The organism is Mucilaginibacter ginsenosidivorax, assembly GCF_007971525.1.
Taxonomy (GTDB): Bacteria; Bacteroidota; Bacteroidia; order Sphingobacteriales; family Sphingobacteriaceae; genus Mucilaginibacter; species Mucilaginibacter ginsenosidivorax.
On the sequence record NZ_CP042437.1, the window covers coordinates 3,956,292 to 3,974,199 of the forward strand.

A 17,908-nucleotide genomic window follows, 5' to 3' on the forward strand; every position below is an offset into this window, starting at 1 on the left:
TTGGTAGGTTCGTCAACTTTTTTTAACTTACATTGATACATCAAATTCTACCAAAATAAACTGTTGCTAAAATTCAATTAATCACCTATTTTTGCGGGGTTACAAAACAACAAATATGAAACACCAAGAAGAAGTAAAAGAAAATTTAGATTATATATACTACCTGGTAGCACTTGTATCGGGTGCATTTGTAGGTGCCATAATTGATAAAGGTTTAACCTGGATTGTTGTTGGTGGTGTATTGGGCTTATTAACTGCCGCTTTCTTCCTGAATGTTTTGGTTAGGGGCCGTGGCGAAAAAATCTGATCCGGATTTACCATCATTTATAAGTAATTGGAACCAGTTTTACGGCATAGTAGCCGCATGGCTGGTTTTTTTAGTTTTTGTATTTTGGCTCATTACAAAATATTTTGAATGAGCTTACCCGACTGGATTGTTTTAGCCCTCACCCTTTTTGGTATAGTTGCCTACGGCATCTGGAAAAGCGGCACCAATAAAAATATCGACCAGTTTTTAATGGGCAACCGCTCGTTGCCCTGGTATCATGTTGGGTTTTCGGTTATGGCCACGCAGGCCAGCGCAATTACCTTTCTTTCGGCCCCCGGTCAGGCCTACTCTGATGGGATGCGTTTTGTGCAGTTTTACTTTGGGCTGCCGCTGGCCATGATTGTGCTGTGCGTTACGTTTGTGCCCATGTTTAGCAGGCTGAAGGTTTATACCGCATACGAATTCCTGGAACAGCGTTTTGATTTGAAGACAAGGGCGCTAACATCGTTCCTGTTTTTGGTGCTCAGGAGCTTATCAACCGGGGTGGCTATTTATGCGCCGTCTATTATATTATCAACCATATTAAACATCAATACCGTTTATACCACACTGTTCATAGGTGGCCTGGTGATATTTTATACCGTTTACGGCGGCAGTAAAGCCGTATCATACACCCAGTTGCTGCAGATGAGCATCATTTTCGCGGGGATGTTTTTGGCCGGAATTTTAGTGGTTAGCATGCTGCCCAAAGGCGTTGGTTTTACGCATGCCGTAAAAATGGCGGGCAAGCTTGGCCGCATGAACGTTATTGACTGGAAGTTTGATTGGGATAACCGCTATAATGTATGGAGCGGGCTGATAGGGGGCTTCTTTTTACAACTATCATACTTTGGTACAGATCAAAGCCAGGTTGGCCGCTACTTAACGGGTAGTTCCATTGGGCAAAGCCGCCTGGGGTTGATTATGAACGGGTTGATCAAAATCCCCATGCAGTTTTTGATCCTGCTGATTGGCGTGCTGGTATTTGCCTTTTACCAGTTTAACCGCCCGCCCATGTTTTTTAACAATTACGAGGTGGATAATGTGCGTAAGGGCAGCTACGCCGCGGCATACAACCAGCTTGACCAGCAATATACCCAGGCCTTTGAACAGCGAAAAGCCAAAACCAACGATCTGATTAAAGCCTTTGACAGTAAAGACGCCAACCAGGTAAGCCAGGCCCAGGCAGCCCTCAAAAATGCCGATAAGCAAGCCAAAGACATCAGGAAGCAAGCCATTGATGTGATGAAGAAAAGCAACGCCGGCGCCGATGATAACGATACCAACTACGTGTTTCTCACCTTTGTAAAGCAATACCTGCCACGTGGATTGGTGGGCCTATTGATAGCCATTATATTCCTGGCGTCGATGGGTTCAACAGCCAGCGCATTAAACTCGCTGGCATCTACAACGGTTGTTGATATTTACAAACGCACCATCAATAAAGATGCATCCGATCAAAACTATTTGAATGCATCGCGGTTGGCAACGGTATTTTGGGGAGTGGTGTGTGTAATTATGGCCTTATATGCCAGCAAGCTGGGCAACCTGCTCGAGGCGGTAAACCAGTTGGGATCATACATATATGGTACCGTGCTGGGCGTATTCGTTGTAGCCTTTTATATGAAACGCATAAACGGCAATGCTGTATTTATTGCCGCTATCATCAGCGAAGCTACCATTATATATTTAGGCCTAACTAAAACGGTAGCTTACCTGTGGCTTAACCCGATAGGTTGTTTCCTGGTAATGATTTTAGGGCTGGTATTGAACAGGGTGGTTGGTGAAAAAAGGGTTGTTGCTGAGACTGAAACAACCTAAATTTGCTACCCAGAACGCGAAACACACCCCTGCAGCCGCTCAATTCTCGAGAGGGGAAAAGAAAAAGGCTCTTTGCATCAAGCAAAAAGCCTTTTTTTATATGTGCTATTTTAAGCCCTCTCCAAAGGAGAGGGTTGGGGAGGTTTCTTAATAATCCTTCGCGTGATCCAGCGCTTCTTTATTTAAACGTTCGTATTCATCATCTTTACTGGCTTTAGATAGCGCTATGCCTGCTTCGGCCGCCGCAATGGCGCCTGCTTTATCGCCTTTGCGTAATAGCAAACGCGACTCCCAAAGTTTATACCAGGGGCCTTTAGGCTCAATTTTTTCTGCCTCGTAAACCCAGCCTAAAGCTTTATCAACATCTTTGTTGTTTTCGTAGTAATACTGGATAGCGTTGAAATAGTAAGGCTTCCGGTCGCCTTTCATTAGCTCATCAATATTTGCGGTTATTTTGGCGTCATCATCTGTTTGTAAATGAATCATAACCGAAGTATGGTCCCAAACCAGGTACAGGTCAGAAAATTTGGTGGTTGAGTTGGCAAAAGCCATCGTAAAGGTTTCGCGTTTTTCGCTTACGCGCATGGGTTTCACGGTGAAGCGTAAAAAATCTTCTGTTTGTTTATAGCTATAGGCGCCCCATTGTTTAACTACTTTGTTTAATATAATAGTCCACTCATTTTTTTCGGGGATGCTGAAAAGTGAGTAGCTGCCTGCGGGTACACTATTGCCTTCAATTAAAACTTTTTCAGAAAAGGTAATTACAGTGGCTGCATTGGCACCGGTGCGCCAAACTTCGCCCCATGGAATGATGCCGCCAAAAATTTTACGGTCTTTAACATTTGGGCGCGAGTAAGTAACGGTTACTTTACCCAGGCCAAAATCCTGGATAATGGTTTGTGTAGAACTGGCCTCAGGAATGCGGGGTACCTGGGCATAGCTTTTATAGCTACAACATGCCAATAGCACTGTAGCTACCAATAGGTAAATTTTTCTCATGTTTATGTTTCGGATACTAAGATACCAAATGTTTTTAATTGGAAAATATTGTATTGGAGTAATAAAATGATGAATGGTTTAATGGGGAGTGGTTGATTGGGTTGATTAGGTTGGATTGAGTTGATTGGGTTGATTAGGTTGGATTGAGTTGATTGGGTTGATTAGGTTGGATTGAGTTGGATTAAGTTGATTAGGTTAGCTTGAATTGATTGGGTTGGATAGATAGGCAGGAGGTTGGTTTTTGGAGAACAGATATCCAAGGCAACTACTTCTCTTACTCAACTTAATCCAACCCAATCAACCACTCACTAATTTACTACCTTTGCACCCATGATAGACGTTGTTTTAAGTAAAGGCAAAGAGAAAGCTGTTGTGCAAAGGCATCCCTGGGTATTTTCGGGGGCTATTGATAAAGTAAAGGGTAAGCCCGCCAATGGCGATGTGGTACGCCTGCTTAATGCCAAAGGCGAATTTATGGCCTATGGTTTTTATAACGATCAATCGAGGGTTGCTTTACGTTTGTTGGAATGGGATGAGGCCGCTGAAATTAATGACGATTGGTTTCGCGGTAAATTGGCAACGGCAGTTAAAAGCCGCGCCAATGTATTGGAAAACGGCACCAATACCTGTCGTTTGGTTTTTAGCGAATCGGATTACCTGCCGGGGCTTATAGTTGATAAATATGCCGGGCATTTGGCGGTGCAGGTGCTTACATCGGGCATGGAACGGATGATGCCGGTAATTATTGACGAATTGCAAAAGCTGCTGAACCCCGAAAGTATCTCGGATAAAAGCGATGCAGCATCCCGGGCGCATGAGGGCATGGGCGAAGCCGAGAATAAAGTATTAGCAGGCAACCCGCCACCCGAAATAGTGGAGGTGCTGGAAAATAATGTGGTTTACGGCATCAATATCACCGAGGGGCAAAAATCCGGGTTTTATTGCGATCAGCGGGATAACCGCCACGTGGTTGCCACTTATGCCAAAAACAAAAAAGTACTGGATTGCTTTTGCTATACCGGCGGCTTTACCCTGAACAGCCTTAAAAATGGCGCTGCATTTGTAACCAGTGTAGATAGCTCGGCCCTGGCCATTGAAACGTTAAAGGAAAACATCCTGCTTAATAAACTGGATGCCGATAAACATAACGCCATCAAATCCGACGTAAATACCCAACTCCGTAAATTCAGGGATGATGGCGAAAAGTTTGACATTATAGTGCTCGATCCGCCTAAGTACGCACCATCGCGTTCAGCTTTAACAAGGGCTTCCCGCGCTTACAAAGACCTGAACCGATTGGGCATGCTGTTGCTGAACGAAGGCGGCTTGCTGGCCACTTACTCTTGCTCGGGCGCTATGGATATGGAAACCTTTAAACAGGTAATAGCCTGGGCTGCTTTAGATGCCGGTAAACAGGTACAATTTATATACCAGTTCCACCAGCCGGAAGATCATCCGGTAAGGGCTTCATTCCCTGAAGGAGAATACTTGAAGGGGCTGCTTTGCCGGGTGTTTTAAAGAAGAAGCAAGATTTGAGAGCCAAGAATCAAGACAGAGGAAAAAACGTTTTGCTATGCCTTGAAGATGAACACAAATCTATTTTTTGATTCCTGACTCTTGATTCTTGACTCTATTCCCCTTCATTTTCAAATTTAATAACTCCACCAAAACCGAGAATGCCATCGCGAAGTAAATGTACCCTTTGGGGATATGTTGTTCAAACGCCTCGGCCAACAGCGATACGCCTATCAGCAATAAAAAAGATAGCGCCAGCATTTTAACCGTGGGGTGTTTGTTTACAAAGCCCGATACACTGTTTGATGCCCACATCATAATGCCTACGGCTATGATAACCGCCAGGATCATAATCTCTACATGGCTGGCCATACCCACGGCCGTAATTACAGAATCTAAAGAAAACACAATATCCAGCAACATGATCTGGATAATAGTGGCTATAAACCCTTGTGGCTTTACATTTTCGCTATTTTCTTCTTCGCCCTCAATTTTATGGTGAATTTCGGCAGTACTTTTATAGATCAGGAACAAGCCGCCGATAATCAGGATCAGGTCGCGGCCTGATATAGCCAGTTTTTCTGCCCAATCCGGGTCGGTAATATTAAATAAATGGCTCAGGCTAAACAGGGGCGTGGTAAGCGTCATCACCCAACTAATGGATAGCAACAACAGAATCCTGGTAATCATGGCCATGCCTAAACCAACCCGGCGGCCTTTGCTTTGCTGTTTTGCAGGCAGCTTATCTGACAATATGGAAATGAACACAATGTTATCTATACCTAAAACGATTTCTAAAACGGTAAGTGTAAGCAGGGAGATCCAGGATTCGGCCTGGGCAAATATTGATAAATCCATAGGTGCGCGATGTGGTTAAGCCCAAAAATAACAAAACCCCTGCTTTTTAGGGCAAGGGCTTGCGTAAAAGGATGAATTTATCGCTTAATCAAAGTTTACACTTCCAAAAGTTGAATTGATGGTGATGGTTTTATCGGTACCGCCTTTGCCAAAATGACCTTTATAGTTTTTGGTTGGGTTAAATCCGCGCTCGCCATCGGCGGGGCTTTTGCTGGTAAGGCTTACATCGTGGTTGCCATAGTTAAAGCTGCCGTAACGCACGGTTACATCAAAATCGGCGCTTTGGCTATCGCCCAGGCCCAGCTTTATGCTGGAATATGACGACCGTACTGAAAGGTCTTTAAGGTTTTTGTCTACATCTTCAATACTGATGCCGCCGCCAAACTTAACGTTAATGGTACCCGATGTTTTAATACGCCCAATTTTTGCCGAACTATAGCTCAAATTGGCTGTAAGCTTATCGCAATCGCCCAGGCTTAGGCTGCCGTAAGCTACATCAAGATCGCTGCCGGTTAAGTTGCCAATGGTGGCATTGCCGTATTTTACCCTTATTTGGTTGCCGTTGTTGCTTAATGCTTTAGCCACCAGGCTGCCGTATGAGTTGCTGATGATGAGTTTGCCGCCAAGATCGGGTAAATCGGTAGCGCCGTACTTGTTGCTGATGGTAAGCGGATTTTTTGCAGGCATGTAAACCGTGTAGTTAATCTCCATTGACCGTACCGAATTACCACTCCTGAATAAGCCGCCCCATGAGCCATTATTGTCGTTATTGGAGTTTATCGAGGTTTTAAAATAAACACCGTTTCCGTCCTTACTATCCTGGATGTTCACGTTATCCAGCATTTTTTGTGCTTTATCGGCATCGTTGGTGGTAACCTTTATCTGCACATCAACTTTCACCTCGTTTTTTGCCCAGGTATTTACGGTTATTTTGCCAAATTTATTATCAATGTTAATTACATCGTTGCCATCAACACTGTAGCTTTTGCTGTAGCTTTTGGTTTTTACAACTTCGTCTCCGGTTTGTACTTTCAGGTCATCATCACCATCTATATTGTAGTTAAAGTTGAAGGTTTTATCAAAATCTTTAAAACCATAGGCTATCATCGGGGCTATGTGGGTATCAAATTTATAAGCAAAGTTTAGCATGCTGTCGTTAAACTTGTAGGCAAAACCTTTTAAGCTGTCAAATTTGAACGTTTTATCATAGCCTTTAAAGCTTTTGCTGAACTGTTTCATGTTCTGCTTCATGGTTTTGTTGAACTTTTGCCTGTTAAGCGAGTTCATTTTTACCTGCAGATCATGCATTTTAGCCTGCAAATCTTTCATTTTTTGCTGATAATCTTTCGAATCCATGTCCGAATCGTCGTCGTCATCATCAGCCGTTTGGGCTGCCTTGGGCGCCAGGGCCGGCTTTGCAGGTTTAGCCGGTTTTGCAGGTTTTTGTTGGGCAAAGCCCATGTTGCCTATGGTTAATAAAACCATCAGCGTAAACAGGAAAGGTTTAAATATTTTTGATTTCATCTTTTTGATCTTTATTAGTCTCGTTATACTGCTCTATTACATTTAATTGCTGACTAAGCACATCGGTTTGTATTTGCAAGTTCCGGATCATTGCACGTAAAACACGTTCCTGGTTAGGGCTTGTGGCTAAATCGCTATTTAGTTTTTTATAGGTCGAATCCATTTTGGCAATCTCGGCAGTAAACTCTTTAAACAACTGCGGGTCGCCTTTTGATGCCGTTTTAAGTTGGTTAAGCTGCGTTTTAACCAATGATGCATAATGCACCTGCTGTTTGGCATATTCGGGGTTAATAGCCGCCAGGTCAACGCTTTTTGCGCCTTTCTGGCTTTGGAGATATGCCCCGAAACCGATACCCATCACCACGATGATGGATGCGGCCATTTTTAGCACGAAAGTGAGCGAAAAGGTTTTGGCTTCGCGCTTTTTTGGCGCATCCAGCGTATCTAAACGCGCCTCTATTTTACTCCACAGATCTGCCGATGGCTCGATCTCGTCAAATTCATCGTGGTTATTTTTCATGAAATCTTCAAATCGCTTGCTCATGACACTTTTCCTCTTCCTTTTAAAATTTCCATTAGTTTCCTTTTAGCTCTCAAAAACTGGGTTCTTGAGGTGTTTTCAGATATACTTAATATTTGTCCAATTTCTTCGTGATCATAACCTTCCAGCAGGTAAAGGGATGATACAAGCCGGTAACCATCCGGTAATTGTTTCATAGCCTCTTTAACCAGTGCCACCTGGTATTGCACGTCGTCCTCATCTTCGGGTTCCTCATCCGGAATGTTTTCCAGGTGATCTCCCTCTATTTCAATAAGCTCCAGCTTTCGTTTACGGAGCAAATTTATTGACCGGTTTACCACTATTTGTTTGAGCCAAAGCCCAAATGTGGTTTCCTGCCTGAAATCCTTTAGCTTGTTAAAAGCATCAAGGAAAGCTTCCTGCAAAACATCTTCGGCCTCGCCAATATTGCCTACTATCCTAAAGGCGACGTTCAACATCGCTTTTGAATACAGGCGGTATAGCTCATAAGAAGCTTTTTTGCTCCCTTGTTTGCACTCCAGCACCAGGCTATAATGTTTATCTATAAATATTGCTTCCAATTGCGTTAAGCTTCAGATTAATAGACGCAAGCTATTTTACAACGTTGCACGAAACGGGGAAATAATTTATTGATGTGCAAATTTCAGATTTCAAATGTGCAGAACGGTACAAATGTACACGCTTGTTTTTATATTTAAAAGCCCCCTTATTCATGCACAAACAGGTGAAAAAAAGGCTATTAATCCGAACTTTTTTGCAACAAATGCATCATTTATTGAAACAAAACATGTATTAATTAATACAAAATCAAAACCAAGATTTTTTTTACAAGAAACGTAAAAAAACAAGTCGAGAAATCGGGGTCCTGGCGTTTTAAAACTGCCGGGAGATTAAACCATCACAGTAAATAGTTAAAAACGGATAACCATAGCATCATCAAACCTAATCTTTACAATCCTGTTAAATAATCAACAAAATCATAGGTATATTTGCAACACCATGGGAGCGTACAATTTAAAGGTTACTATTGATCAGGATTCGGGCTTTTGCTTTGGGGTGGTTTATGCCATTGATATGGCCGAAGAGATACTGGCCGAAGATGGCTACCTGTACTGCCTGGGCGACATTGTGCATAACGACGAGGAAGTTGAACGGCTGAAAGCACAGGGCCTGCGCATTATTGAACACGCCGAACTGAAAAACCTGCGCAACGAGAAAGTACTTATCCGCGCCCACGGCGAAGCCCCCGACACTTACCGCACCGCATTAGAGAATAATATTACCCTGATAGATGCATCGTGCCCGGTAGTATTAAAACTGCAAAACCGGATTAAAACATCATACGATTCAAACGAGAAGATATTGATATTTGGCAAGCATGGCCATGCCGAGGTTGTTGGCCTGCAGGGGCAAACCAATAACGAAGCCCTGGTTTTCCAGGATATTGCCGAACTGGACAATATGGAGCTGCCCCAAAACATTACCCTGTACAGCCAGACCACCAAAAGCATGGAAAAGTTTTACAATGTAAAAGATGAGCTGATAGCCCGTGGGTATAACCTGAAAGCCAATGATACCATTTGCCGCCAGGTATCAAACCGGGATAAGGATTTGCCTAAGTTTGCTACCCGTTTTAATAAGATAGTGTTTGTGTCGGGCAAGAAATCATCAAACGGCAAGGTGCTGTTTGAGGTTTGCCGCAAGCATAACCCCAATACTTATTTCATTTCATCGACAGATGAATTGGATCCATCGATGTTTTCGCCAAATGATACCGTGGGCATTGCCGGCGCCACATCAACCCCGATGTGGCTGATGCAGCAGGTAAAAGAAGCCATTGAAAGTATTTAACAGCACGCTTTTTGCTGTTGTATAACCCGCATGCAAAAAAGCCCATCCAATATCGGTTTACTGGTTGCCCTGGCGGTAACGGGTTCCTGGATATTTTCTATTATTTTATTAATGCAATGGAATTTTAGTTTTGTCAATCCGCTGGTTTACCTGTTGGTTTTGGTGCAAATGCATTTATATACCGGTCTGTTTATCACCGCGCACGATGCCATGCACGGCAGCATATCACCCAACCGGGGCATCAACAACTTTGTTGGTTACCTGTGCACTTTTTTATATGCGTCATTCTGGTATCCGCAGTTATATACCAAACATCATTTACATCACAGCCATGTACACACTACCCACGACCCGGATTACCACAACGGCAGTTTTTGGAGTTGGTATGTAAGGTTTATCCGCAACTATCTTTCTATATGGCAAATTGTAGTAATGGCGGCATTGTTTAATGTATTAAAAATCTGGATTCCACAGCAAAACCTGCTGCTGTTTTGGGTAGCGCCATCGTTGCTTAGCACTTTGCAACTGTTTTATTTTGGCACTTACCAACCCCACAAAGGCGAGCATGATAATATATACTTTGCCCGAAGCCAAAAGAAAAACCACATACGGGCATTTTTTAGCTGCTACTTTTTTGGCTATCACTATGAGCATCACCATTCGCCGGGAACGCCGTGGTGGATGCTGTGGCGAGGGGAGGAGAATCAAGAGTCAAGAGTCAAGAGCCAGGAATCAAGATAGCTGCACTTGTAGCCTGGAAATATGCTATCAACTTTATGGCCTGGCAAAGCTGATTGATTTTAACTCTTGCTTTTTTTGCTTCGCCACCAAACTGAAGCTGTCTTGATTCTTGGCTCTTGATTCTTGACTCTTAATCCTTTTGTAATTTATTTACCTCATACTCCGTTGCCGGGCCAAAAATTATTTAATTTCGCACACTGTAAAATTATGGGCAAAAAAGGTGTTTTATTAGTCAACTTGGGTACACCAAACAGCGCGTCGACAGCCGACGTGCGTACCTACCTCAATGAGTTTTTGATGGATCCGCGGGTTATTGACATTAACCCGGTGCTGCGTACCTTACTGGTTCGCGGAATAATTGTTCCGTTCCGTGCACCAAAATCGGCCAAATTATACCGGGCTATCTGGAGCGATACTACCGGGTCGCCGCTGATGCATTACAGCATTTTACAACAGGAAGCTTTAAAACAGCGCCTGGGCGATGAGTATGTTGTTGAATTGGCCATGCGTTACCAAAACCCAACTATTGAATCGGCATTGAACAGGTTGAAAGATGCGTTGGTTGACGATATACAGGTAATAGCGCTTTTTCCGCAATATGCATCGGCCAGTACCGGCTCTGTTTATGATAAGGTGATGGAGTTGCTGATGCAATGGCCTACCAAGCCAACCATATCATTTGTGAACTCGTTTCATGATAACGAACTGATGATTGCCACCTTTGCCGAAAACGGCGCCAAATACGATCCCGAAAAATTTGATCATGTGCTGTTTAGTTTTCACGGCCTGCCGCAAAGACAATTGATTAAAGCCGACCATACGCACAAGCATTGTTTAAAGGTTGATAAATGCTGCGAAACCATTACCGATGCCAATAAATTTTGCTACTCGGCTCAGTCGCATCAAACCGCGAAGCTGATTGCCGAAAAGCTAAATATTCCCAAAGAAAAATATACCATTTGCTTTCAATCACGCCTGGGGAACGACCCCTGGGTACAGCCCTATACCAGCGAAATTGTAGCCAACCTGGCCAAAGTCGGCAAAAAAAGCCTGCTTGTATTTTGCCCCGCTTTTGTGGCCGACTGCCTGGAAACCGTTTACGAAGTAACTACCGAATATGGCGACGAGTTTAAAGTCCTTGGCGGCGAGCGCGTACAACTGGTAGAAAGCCTGAACGACTCGCCAACCTGGATTTCGGCACTGGAAAAAATGGTGAGGGATAACCATATTTCGGCCTGAGGTTATTAATAGTCACCGGCCAAATTCCTGTACCCAGTAGCCGTTATAGCTGTAAGCCCCCATTTCTACATAAAGCGTATCCATCATGGCCTTACAGTGGTCGTCGCTTTTTTTCCAGGCCTGCATTACCTGGCCAATGGTGGTGTATCCTTTGGCAATGTTTTCGCCAATATACTGGCCTGTGTACCCCGCGGCTATGGCCCGTTGTATGGGCGAGGTACCGGTGGGGGAGATATGATCGAAGTAGTTATTGTTATTCATATCAAGCGCATGAACCTGCGCGGCGATGGCCAGGTTATAATTCCACATTAGTTTTTTTGCAGGGGGCATAAAAACGGTTCCGCAGGTACAGCCGGTTGCACGTAGTTTATTTACAGAATCGAGCATCGCTAATTCCACCCGCCCAACTATAATGGCATTTTCTTTTTTACATGCTGCCACGCAGGTAAAAAGCAGGCAGCCAAACAAAAACTGCCAACTATAAAAAAAACGCTTTGCCATTTTATTTCCTGATAATATCCTGATTTTTTTGATAGTCCTACCGATGCTTTAACCCGCAGCGCAGCAATAAAAGTATAACAAATATTTTTTAACTGTAGCGAAAATAGCCATAGTTGACATTTATACCCCTAAGTATCCACAACGGCTATTACCATACTTTATAGTTTTGACTTAACCAATTGTTAAACAGTGCTAAGCAACGGCCTGCCGGGCTTTAGCGATTTTTTGCCTGAGCGTTAATAAAATGCATCATTATTTGCGCATATATCAAAACCAATATAAACCATTAAAAACCAAAATTATGAAAATGAAAAAACACGTGGTCCTGTTCATCGCGGTTGCAGGCTTAGCCCTGGGCTGTAAAAAAAACAATGCTGAATTACCGACCGCTACTGAAGCACAGGTAAAAGCAAACTGGTCGTCAAGTGCAGCCTATGGGTCATGGTCAAACGGGGGATATACCGTTTATAACGATGTTTGGGGCTCGGGAGCCGGTGCGCAAAATATTTGGGCAAACTCCTATAGCAACTGGGGCGTTTGGGCCAACCACCCTAATACAGGTGGAATAAAATCATATCCCAACTCCACCAAATATGTGGGTGTGGCTTTAAGCAGCTTAAACTCATGTACAAGCAGTGCCAACTTTACTGTTCCGTCAAGCGGCGCGTGGGAAGCTACCTATGATATATGGGATAGCGGCAACCAAAACGAAACCATGCTTTGGTTAAACTACACCGGCAGCTCCAGCGGCAGCGGTAATGTTAAACCCATATCGTACAACTACAATGCCAGCGGCGCGGCGGTGCCTGTATATACCAACGTTAGCGTAGGTGGCCATACCTGGAATGTATTCAGGGGAAACAACGGTTCAAACAACGTTTACTCGTTTTTACGCACAAGCAACACTTCATCAGCAACTGTTGATGTTAAGGCTATTCAAACATGGATAAAAAACAAAGGTTGGTTTGGCAATATTACCTTGGGCAATGTGCAGTTCGGTTTCGAGATTACTTCGTCGTACGGCACTAACGGGGGCGGTTTAAACTTTACCTGTAACAGCTATTCGGTTTCTTATAATTGATAAGTGCCAAAAGACACTCATCAGCGCAACAGCCTTTGATCGAAAGATCAGGGGCTGTTGCGTTATATAAGGGATTTGTTGTAATTAATAGATCGGGGCGCCCCATAAGTCAAACCAGTTTGACGATAAACAATAGATATTGCTTTCCATACTTAATCTATATAATAAGCTAGCTCATTGGTACCTATTCAACACATATTAGAGGCGTAGCCTCGGCCAATCTTGTAGCCACGGGTTTTAACCCGTGGAAAAAAACGAGAAAACGATTGAGAACCATAGGTTCGATCCATATTATGAACAGGTAGCATCTTGAAATACCTGGATTTGTCCCAAATATGGACCGTGCCCATGGCACTCTTGTTGGTCTTTTGTCATTCATCCACGGGTTGAAACCCGCGGCTACAATATGTGTCGGGCCGATGGCCCTTAGGAAGATTCAGCATAAAGAAATTACTTACACGGTTAGTGGCAAAAGAACAAAAACGTTTAACGGGTATTTTTCCTTAATAGAAGAAACGGTAGGTATTCTTTTCATGTTGGCATTGCCCTGCCGCTCCTGTTAAGTGTCGTCACCAACATTATAGTTGCCATAGAAAAGAGTAAGTTTTGGCGACAACTCTTAGCATTCTGGATATTCACATCCTGATAGGAGTTTCTGAACACACAAATCTATCATCCCTAAAAACCATCAAATACAAACTTTTCCTTTACCAACGGCTTGCGGGGCAACATATCAGGGCGGGTAGCGGTTTGGTATACAAACGAGGCTACAATAATGGCAGCTTGTTTAAGGTCGTCAATTATCAGGTGGTCATAATCGTCCAGGTTGCTGTGATGGGTGCGGGTTTCGTAATCAATGGGGTCCTGCACAAACTGAAAGCCGGGGATGCCCGCCCAATCGAAACTGAGGTGATCTGTTGATCCGGTATTACTCAGGGTTACGGTTTGGGCACCCAGGTCTGCAAAGGGTTTAAACCATTCGGTAAATATGGGTTTTACGGCCTGGTTATTCTGGGCATAAATGCCCCTTATTTTGCCGGTGCCGTTATCGAGGTTAAAATAGGCTGATACTTTTGCCTGTTCGGGTTTTAGGGCGAATGTTGTACCATCCATAAAATGGTTTTTTACATAATTAAAAGAGCCTAACAGGCCCTGCTCCTCGCCACTCCAAAGGGCTATGCGGATGGTACGTTTAGGCTTAAGGCCCAATGAATCCAGCAATCGTACGGCCTCCATCATCACGATGCAGCCGGCGGCATTATCAGTGGCGCCCGTGGCGGCCTGCCATGAATCAAGATGGCCGCCAAGCATTACCAGCTGTGGTTTCAGTTTGGCATCGGTACCAGGAATTTCGGCAACCACATTGTAACCTTTAGGATTGTCGGTTGTGAGGTTGCCGCTTATATTTAAGGCCAGTTCTACTTTGTGGCCGGATAGGATGAGCCTTTTTATTTTTTGCCCGTCTTCGGCCGACATGGTTACTTTGGGTACGGTTTCGGCCACTATTTTTTTATAGTCACCGAAGGCCTGCACCACCACCGTTCCGTTATGGTTATTCCTGCCGGTGGTAATGTAGGCCAGCGCACCGGCTGATTTAAGCAATTCATCAATCTTCGCAAAAATTTTGAAGTAGCCTTGATACATCTGTATCGTCGGTTTATCAATCATGTAGGCATCCTTAAGGTTGGCCAGGGCGGTATCTGCCAATCGTGTTGCCGATGGTTCAAATCTTTCGGCACTGCTGGCGGCACCGCCGGTTACCAGTACAAATTTGTCCTTAAAATCGGCTGAGTGGCTGGCCAGGTAAGCCGTATCCATGGCGTTTGCAGGTGTAAGCAGTATTACCTGCCCCTGCTGTAAGCCTTTGGTATTGGCGCTCCACGGCCCAGGATATGCCCGCACAGACTGCACATAAGGAGCACGCATTGATATGCTGAAATCCTGCACTTCCCACTGCTTGCCAAATTCGCCCCAGGGTTCCATTTTGGCATTGGCTAAACCCCATTTTTTCATGGTTTCAACAGCCCAGGTAGCAGCCCGCTTGTAACCCGGCGAATTGGTAAGCCTTGGCCCCGAAACATCTGTAAGGTAATGCGCAATTTGCGGAATTTGGGAACTGGTAAGCTCCGCATTCCTGATTTTACGGAAGGCAGCGGTGTCAATAGTTTCCTGCTGCGCATACGCTGCGGTGCAGGCAAACAGGCTAAAGCCCAGTAGTGTTTTAACGGTCAGATGTTTCATAACGTGGGTGTGATAGTTAAAAGTAGAGATTTTTTTGATGATATGGATGCAGGAATAAATTATGTACAGGAAATGTGAACCGCTGACAACATTGAGCAGGTTTTTAATATACAAACACATGGTAAACTTAAATTTTGATGCGCTTTATGGCTTAGGTTTTCCGTTATTTGTTATTCAACCAACAGGGCTATGATGACATTTGATTTTACAAACAAGCGGGTTTTAATCACCGGCGGTTCGCGCGGTATAGGGCGGGCTTGTGCGCAGCTGTTCGCGGCTGCGGGTGCACAGGTTGCCATAACCTACTTAAGCAACCAACAGGCAGCCGACGAAACAATTGCCTTGCTGCCGGGAACTGGGCACAGCGCCTGGCAACTGCAAATACAGGATGCCGGCGCGGTTGAAACCTTTATGAAGGCTTTTATAGCAAAGTATAACGGTATTGACGTATTGGTAAACAACGCAGGAGTATTCCTGGAGCACAAGATCATGGATGCTGATTATACGCACTGGCTTGCCATGTGGAAACAAACCATTGATGTTAACCTGGTGGGCGCTGCCAACCTGTGTTATTTTGCCGGGCGGCAGATGGCCGAGCAGGGCGGTGGTAAAATAGTGAACATTTCATCTCGCGGGGCCTTCCGTGGCGAGCCCGATTGCCCTGCCTATGGTGCAAGTAAGGCAGGGTTAAACTCGATGAGCCAATCGCTGGCTATTGCGTTGGCGCCAAAGGGTGTAAGTATACATGTTATAGCGCCCGGGTTTACAGAAACAGATATGACTGCCGATATTTTGAACAGCCCTGCCGGCCAGGCAATAAAAAACCAAAGCCCCTTTGGCCGCGTGGCAAACACGCAGGAGGTAGCCACATTGGTGGCTATTTATGCATCACCGGGGATGGAGTTTAGCAGTGGTGGTATAATTGACATTAATGGTGCATCGTACCTGCGGAGTTAAAAAAATAACCCCGGCCTGTTTTGCAGACTGGGGTTGATATTTATTTGAATAGCAGCTTATATAGCCGTATCCCTGCGTAAAAAACCAAGTATTACAGCTATAATAGCAATAACCAACAGGATGTGGATTAAACCACCTACAGAGTAAACAAACGCGCCGATTGCCCAGCCTATGATCAGGATAACAGCAATGATATACAGTAATGAATTCATGATAGATTTTTTTAATTGTTTATAAAATTGTTTTTCAAATGATGTATTAAACCATTTACAATTTAAATACCAACTCTGTTTTCTACCTTAAACAGGCGGGAACGACGCTTTCGTAGCCTGTTTTCTGTACTTAAAACAAGGTAAATAGGTTATTATTCTATACAACTATCGGTGTGCATATTAATAAATGGGCATTTTTATCCCTGTAAATTTACCTTGTAATTTATAAACTATCTTTTTTTGATAATTCGGAAAGCTATCTGGCATTCAGTTCCAGCTTAGCAAAAAAATCGTTAAACATCAGGTTGATGTCCAATCGGGTGTATACACGGATGTTGCGGCCACCTGCATTATAATCATAACCGCCCTGTGCATTTATCTTCGGGCAGTTCTTCAGCGTATATTCGCTGCTCGAAGGGTCGGCCTCAAACGATGATTGTAAGGCAGTAAGCAACACCAGCGGGCTATCGCCTAAAACGTACGTTTCGCCAATATTCAGGTGCCATTGCTGGATGCGTGTCATCAAACCCTCTATCACATTAGTTAAATATTTGCCCGCTTCGCCGTGGGGCTTAATTTTGAGTAGCAGTTGCGAATAGGGCAGCAAAGCCTGGCGGTAAGCATTGCGCGGCACCTGCCACAGCCTTAATTGCGAATGGTTAAAAACTGCCCTGGCGGCAGCAATATCGATATTAAGATTGTATTCGGGGTTGGAGTAGTTGGGTGGGGGCAGGGCCAGGTCGGCGTATTCGGGGCCTCCTATCCATACCAGGGTGAGTTTGCCGGCAATTGCCGGGTTGGTTAAAACCGCAGATGCAATTTCGGTAAGCCCGGCACCGCAAACTACATATAGGGGCAATTGGGTATCGGTTCGCGAAGCCTCGTTGATAATCATATCAACGGCTGCGCTTTTTACCGGGGTGGTATCGTTCAGCATCCCGGTGTTTGAACCTGCTACTACCGGCACCCGTCCCGTCATTTTCAGGATACTTAACAGCTCTGTCGCTTTTTTTGCGGCATTATCTGCCTGGGTTTTTGACGGATCAAAACCATCACCCGCTTTTAAATGCGAGCCTATGATGCCCCTGACATCTACGGATTGAGACAACATTAAATGTGTAAGGGCAAATAAGCCATCAGGGTCGCCGCTAAAATCGTTATCCATTATCACCCGGATACGTGGCGACACCGGCTTATTGGCAGCTGTTGCTTGAGCGATAGCAACGTGAGGAATAATAAAAGCAAGCGCCAGGCAGGCAAGGATAACGCGTTTGACCATGATTTTTTGGGGTGTTAATTGGTAATGGCAATATAATGCTTTTACCTTTCAAATAATCTGGCCTGAAATTATTTAACACGGCCTATTTATCATCGTGTATAGCCGCACATATGGGCATAGTAATTTGCAGCTTAGCTTAGGTTAAATACCTTACGGTCGGGATAAATATAACCAAGGTCTGGCTTAGTGTTAAATACAGCAAATACGCCTTCCGGCTCTTCGGTATCATAGGTATGCAGTC

At 44.3% G+C, this 17,908-nt stretch carries 17 protein-coding genes; 8 read left to right on the forward strand and 9 right to left on the reverse strand.

Annotation, left to right across the window (positions count from 1 at the left end):
- The first annotated feature begins 115 nt into the window (after positions 1-115).
- Together FSB76_RS16625 and FSB76_RS16630 are read left to right on the forward strand one after the other, a co-directional pair.
- A complete protein-coding gene (locus FSB76_RS16625) occupies positions 116-307 on the forward strand; it encodes a hypothetical protein (protein WP_147055220.1) in 192 nt (63 codons plus the stop codon).
- A gap of 108 nt (positions 308-415) precedes the next feature.
- Positions 416-2,128, forward strand: a complete 1,713-nt coding sequence (locus FSB76_RS16630) for a sodium:solute symporter (protein WP_147055222.1) — start codon at positions 416-418, stop codon at positions 2,126-2,128.
- Positions 2,129-2,275: 147 nt separating this feature from the next.
- Here FSB76_RS16630 and FSB76_RS16635 read toward each other — a convergent pair whose 3' ends face one another.
- Positions 2,276-3,127 (reverse strand): DUF2911 domain-containing protein, encoded by an 852-nt coding sequence (locus tag FSB76_RS16635; RefSeq protein WP_147055224.1) that lies wholly within the window; start codon positions 3,125-3,127, stop codon positions 2,276-2,278.
- A 330-nt stretch (positions 3,128-3,457) separates the two neighbouring features.
- Between FSB76_RS16635 and FSB76_RS16640 the strand changes: the two genes are divergently transcribed.
- The gene (locus FSB76_RS16640; RefSeq protein WP_147055226.1) at positions 3,458-4,645 is read left to right on the forward strand and encodes a class I SAM-dependent rRNA methyltransferase; all 1,188 of its coding nucleotides are present in this window, start codon (positions 3,458-3,460) and stop codon (positions 4,643-4,645) included.
- A 78-nt stretch (positions 4,646-4,723) separates the two neighbouring features.
- On the opposite strand, the gene FSB76_RS16645 is transcribed toward FSB76_RS16640, so the two are convergent.
- From FSB76_RS16645 to FSB76_RS16660, 4 genes are all read right to left on the reverse strand, one after another.
- Positions 4,724-5,500 (reverse strand): TerC family protein, encoded by a 777-nt coding sequence (locus tag FSB76_RS16645; protein ID WP_147055228.1) that lies wholly within the window; start codon positions 5,498-5,500, stop codon positions 4,724-4,726.
- An 84-nt stretch (positions 5,501-5,584) separates the two neighbouring features.
- The gene (locus FSB76_RS16650) at positions 5,585-7,024 is read right to left on the reverse strand and encodes a DUF4097 family beta strand repeat-containing protein (protein WP_147055230.1); all 1,440 of its coding nucleotides are present in this window, start codon (positions 7,022-7,024) and stop codon (positions 5,585-5,587) included.
- Entirely contained in the window at positions 7,005-7,568 is a 564-nt protein-coding gene (locus FSB76_RS16655) for a hypothetical protein (protein WP_147055232.1), read from the reverse strand. The genes FSB76_RS16650 and FSB76_RS16655 overlap by 20 nt, the downstream gene beginning before the upstream one ends.
- The gene (locus tag FSB76_RS16660; RefSeq protein ID WP_147055234.1) at positions 7,565-8,125 is read right to left on the reverse strand and encodes an RNA polymerase sigma factor; all 561 of its coding nucleotides are present in this window, start codon (positions 8,123-8,125) and stop codon (positions 7,565-7,567) included. The genes FSB76_RS16655 and FSB76_RS16660 overlap by 4 nt, the downstream gene beginning before the upstream one ends.
- Positions 8,126-8,564: 439 nt before the next feature.
- Here FSB76_RS16660 and FSB76_RS16665 point away from each other — a divergent pair, with 439 nt between their 5' ends.
- The 3 genes from FSB76_RS16665 to hemH all read left to right on the forward strand — a co-directional run bounded on the left by FSB76_RS16665 (position 8,565) and on the right by hemH (position 11,396).
- A complete protein-coding gene (locus FSB76_RS16665) occupies positions 8,565-9,416 on the forward strand; it encodes a 4-hydroxy-3-methylbut-2-enyl diphosphate reductase (RefSeq protein WP_147055236.1) in 852 nt (283 codons plus the stop codon).
- A gap of 30 nt (positions 9,417-9,446) precedes the next feature.
- Complete coding sequence (locus FSB76_RS16670; protein WP_147055238.1) at positions 9,447-10,157, forward strand: fatty acid desaturase; 711 nt, start codon at positions 9,447-9,449, stop codon at positions 10,155-10,157.
- Between the two features lie 207 nt (positions 10,158-10,364).
- Complete coding sequence (gene hemH / locus FSB76_RS16675) at positions 10,365-11,396, forward strand: ferrochelatase (RefSeq protein WP_147055240.1); 1,032 nt, start codon at positions 10,365-10,367, stop codon at positions 11,394-11,396.
- 12 nt (positions 11,397-11,408) lie between these two features.
- Here hemH and FSB76_RS16680 read toward each other — a convergent pair whose 3' ends face one another.
- Entirely contained in the window at positions 11,409-11,897 is a 489-nt protein-coding gene (locus FSB76_RS16680) for a CAP domain-containing protein (protein ID WP_147055242.1), read from the reverse strand.
- A 301-nt stretch (positions 11,898-12,198) separates the two neighbouring features.
- On the opposite strand from FSB76_RS16680, the gene FSB76_RS16685 reads away from it, so the two are divergent.
- Entirely contained in the window at positions 12,199-12,978 is a 780-nt protein-coding gene (locus tag FSB76_RS16685; protein WP_225976226.1) for a GH12 family glycosyl hydrolase domain-containing protein, read from the forward strand.
- 678 nt (positions 12,979-13,656) lie between these two features.
- On the opposite strand, the gene FSB76_RS16690 is transcribed toward FSB76_RS16685, so the two are convergent.
- On the reverse strand, positions 13,657-15,219 hold the full coding sequence (locus FSB76_RS16690) for a M20/M25/M40 family metallo-hydrolase (RefSeq protein ID WP_147055244.1): 1,563 nt from the start codon (positions 15,217-15,219) through the stop codon (positions 13,657-13,659).
- 189 nt (positions 15,220-15,408) lie between these two features.
- On the opposite strand from FSB76_RS16690, the gene FSB76_RS16695 reads away from it, so the two are divergent.
- A complete protein-coding gene (locus FSB76_RS16695) occupies positions 15,409-16,176 on the forward strand; it encodes an SDR family NAD(P)-dependent oxidoreductase (protein WP_225976227.1) in 768 nt (255 codons plus the stop codon).
- A gap of 56 nt (positions 16,177-16,232) precedes the next feature.
- On the opposite strand, the gene FSB76_RS16700 is transcribed toward FSB76_RS16695, so the two are convergent.
- A complete protein-coding gene (locus FSB76_RS16700) occupies positions 16,233-16,388 on the reverse strand; it encodes a lmo0937 family membrane protein (protein ID WP_147055246.1) in 156 nt (51 codons plus the stop codon).
- A gap of 256 nt (positions 16,389-16,644) precedes the next feature.
- Positions 16,645-17,667, reverse strand: a complete 1,023-nt coding sequence (locus FSB76_RS16705; protein ID WP_147055248.1) for a nucleoside hydrolase — start codon at positions 17,665-17,667, stop codon at positions 16,645-16,647.
- Between the last annotated feature and the right edge of the window lie 241 nt (positions 17,668-17,908).

Coding starts and splice junctions, on each gene's coding strand:
- FSB76_RS16625 (WP_147055220.1), top strand. CDS start 116: ATGAAACACCAAGAAGAAGTAAAAGAAAATTTAGATTATATATACTAC.
- FSB76_RS16630 (WP_147055222.1), top strand. CDS start 416: ATGAGCTTACCCGACTGGATTGTTTTAGCCCTCACCCTTTTTGGTATA.
- FSB76_RS16635 (WP_147055224.1), bottom strand. CDS start 3,127: ATGAGAAAAATTTACCTATTGGTAGCTACAGTGCTATTGGCATGTTGT.
- FSB76_RS16640 (WP_147055226.1), top strand. CDS start 3,458: ATGATAGACGTTGTTTTAAGTAAAGGCAAAGAGAAAGCTGTTGTGCAA.
- FSB76_RS16645 (WP_147055228.1), bottom strand. CDS start 5,500: ATGGATTTATCAATATTTGCCCAGGCCGAATCCTGGATCTCCCTGCTT.
- FSB76_RS16650 (WP_147055230.1), bottom strand. CDS start 7,024: ATGAAATCAAAAATATTTAAACCTTTCCTGTTTACGCTGATGGTTTTA.
- FSB76_RS16655 (WP_147055232.1), bottom strand. CDS start 7,568: ATGAGCAAGCGATTTGAAGATTTCATGAAAAATAACCACGATGAATTT.
- FSB76_RS16665 (WP_147055236.1), top strand. CDS start 8,565: ATGGGAGCGTACAATTTAAAGGTTACTATTGATCAGGATTCGGGCTTT.
- FSB76_RS16670 (WP_147055238.1), top strand. CDS start 9,447: ATGCAAAAAAGCCCATCCAATATCGGTTTACTGGTTGCCCTGGCGGTA.
- hemH (WP_147055240.1), top strand. CDS start 10,365: ATGGGCAAAAAAGGTGTTTTATTAGTCAACTTGGGTACACCAAACAGC.
- FSB76_RS16680 (WP_147055242.1), bottom strand. CDS start 11,897: ATGGCAAAGCGTTTTTTTTATAGTTGGCAGTTTTTGTTTGGCTGCCTG.
- FSB76_RS16685 (WP_225976226.1), top strand. CDS start 12,199: ATGAAAATGAAAAAACACGTGGTCCTGTTCATCGCGGTTGCAGGCTTA.
- FSB76_RS16690 (WP_147055244.1), bottom strand. CDS start 15,219: ATGAAACATCTGACCGTTAAAACACTACTGGGCTTTAGCCTGTTTGCC.
- FSB76_RS16695 (WP_225976227.1), top strand. CDS start 15,409: ATGATGACATTTGATTTTACAAACAAGCGGGTTTTAATCACCGGCGGT.
- FSB76_RS16700 (WP_147055246.1), bottom strand. CDS start 16,388: ATGAATTCATTACTGTATATCATTGCTGTTATCCTGATCATAGGCTGG.
- FSB76_RS16705 (WP_147055248.1), bottom strand. CDS start 17,667: ATGGTCAAACGCGTTATCCTTGCCTGCCTGGCGCTTGCTTTTATTATT.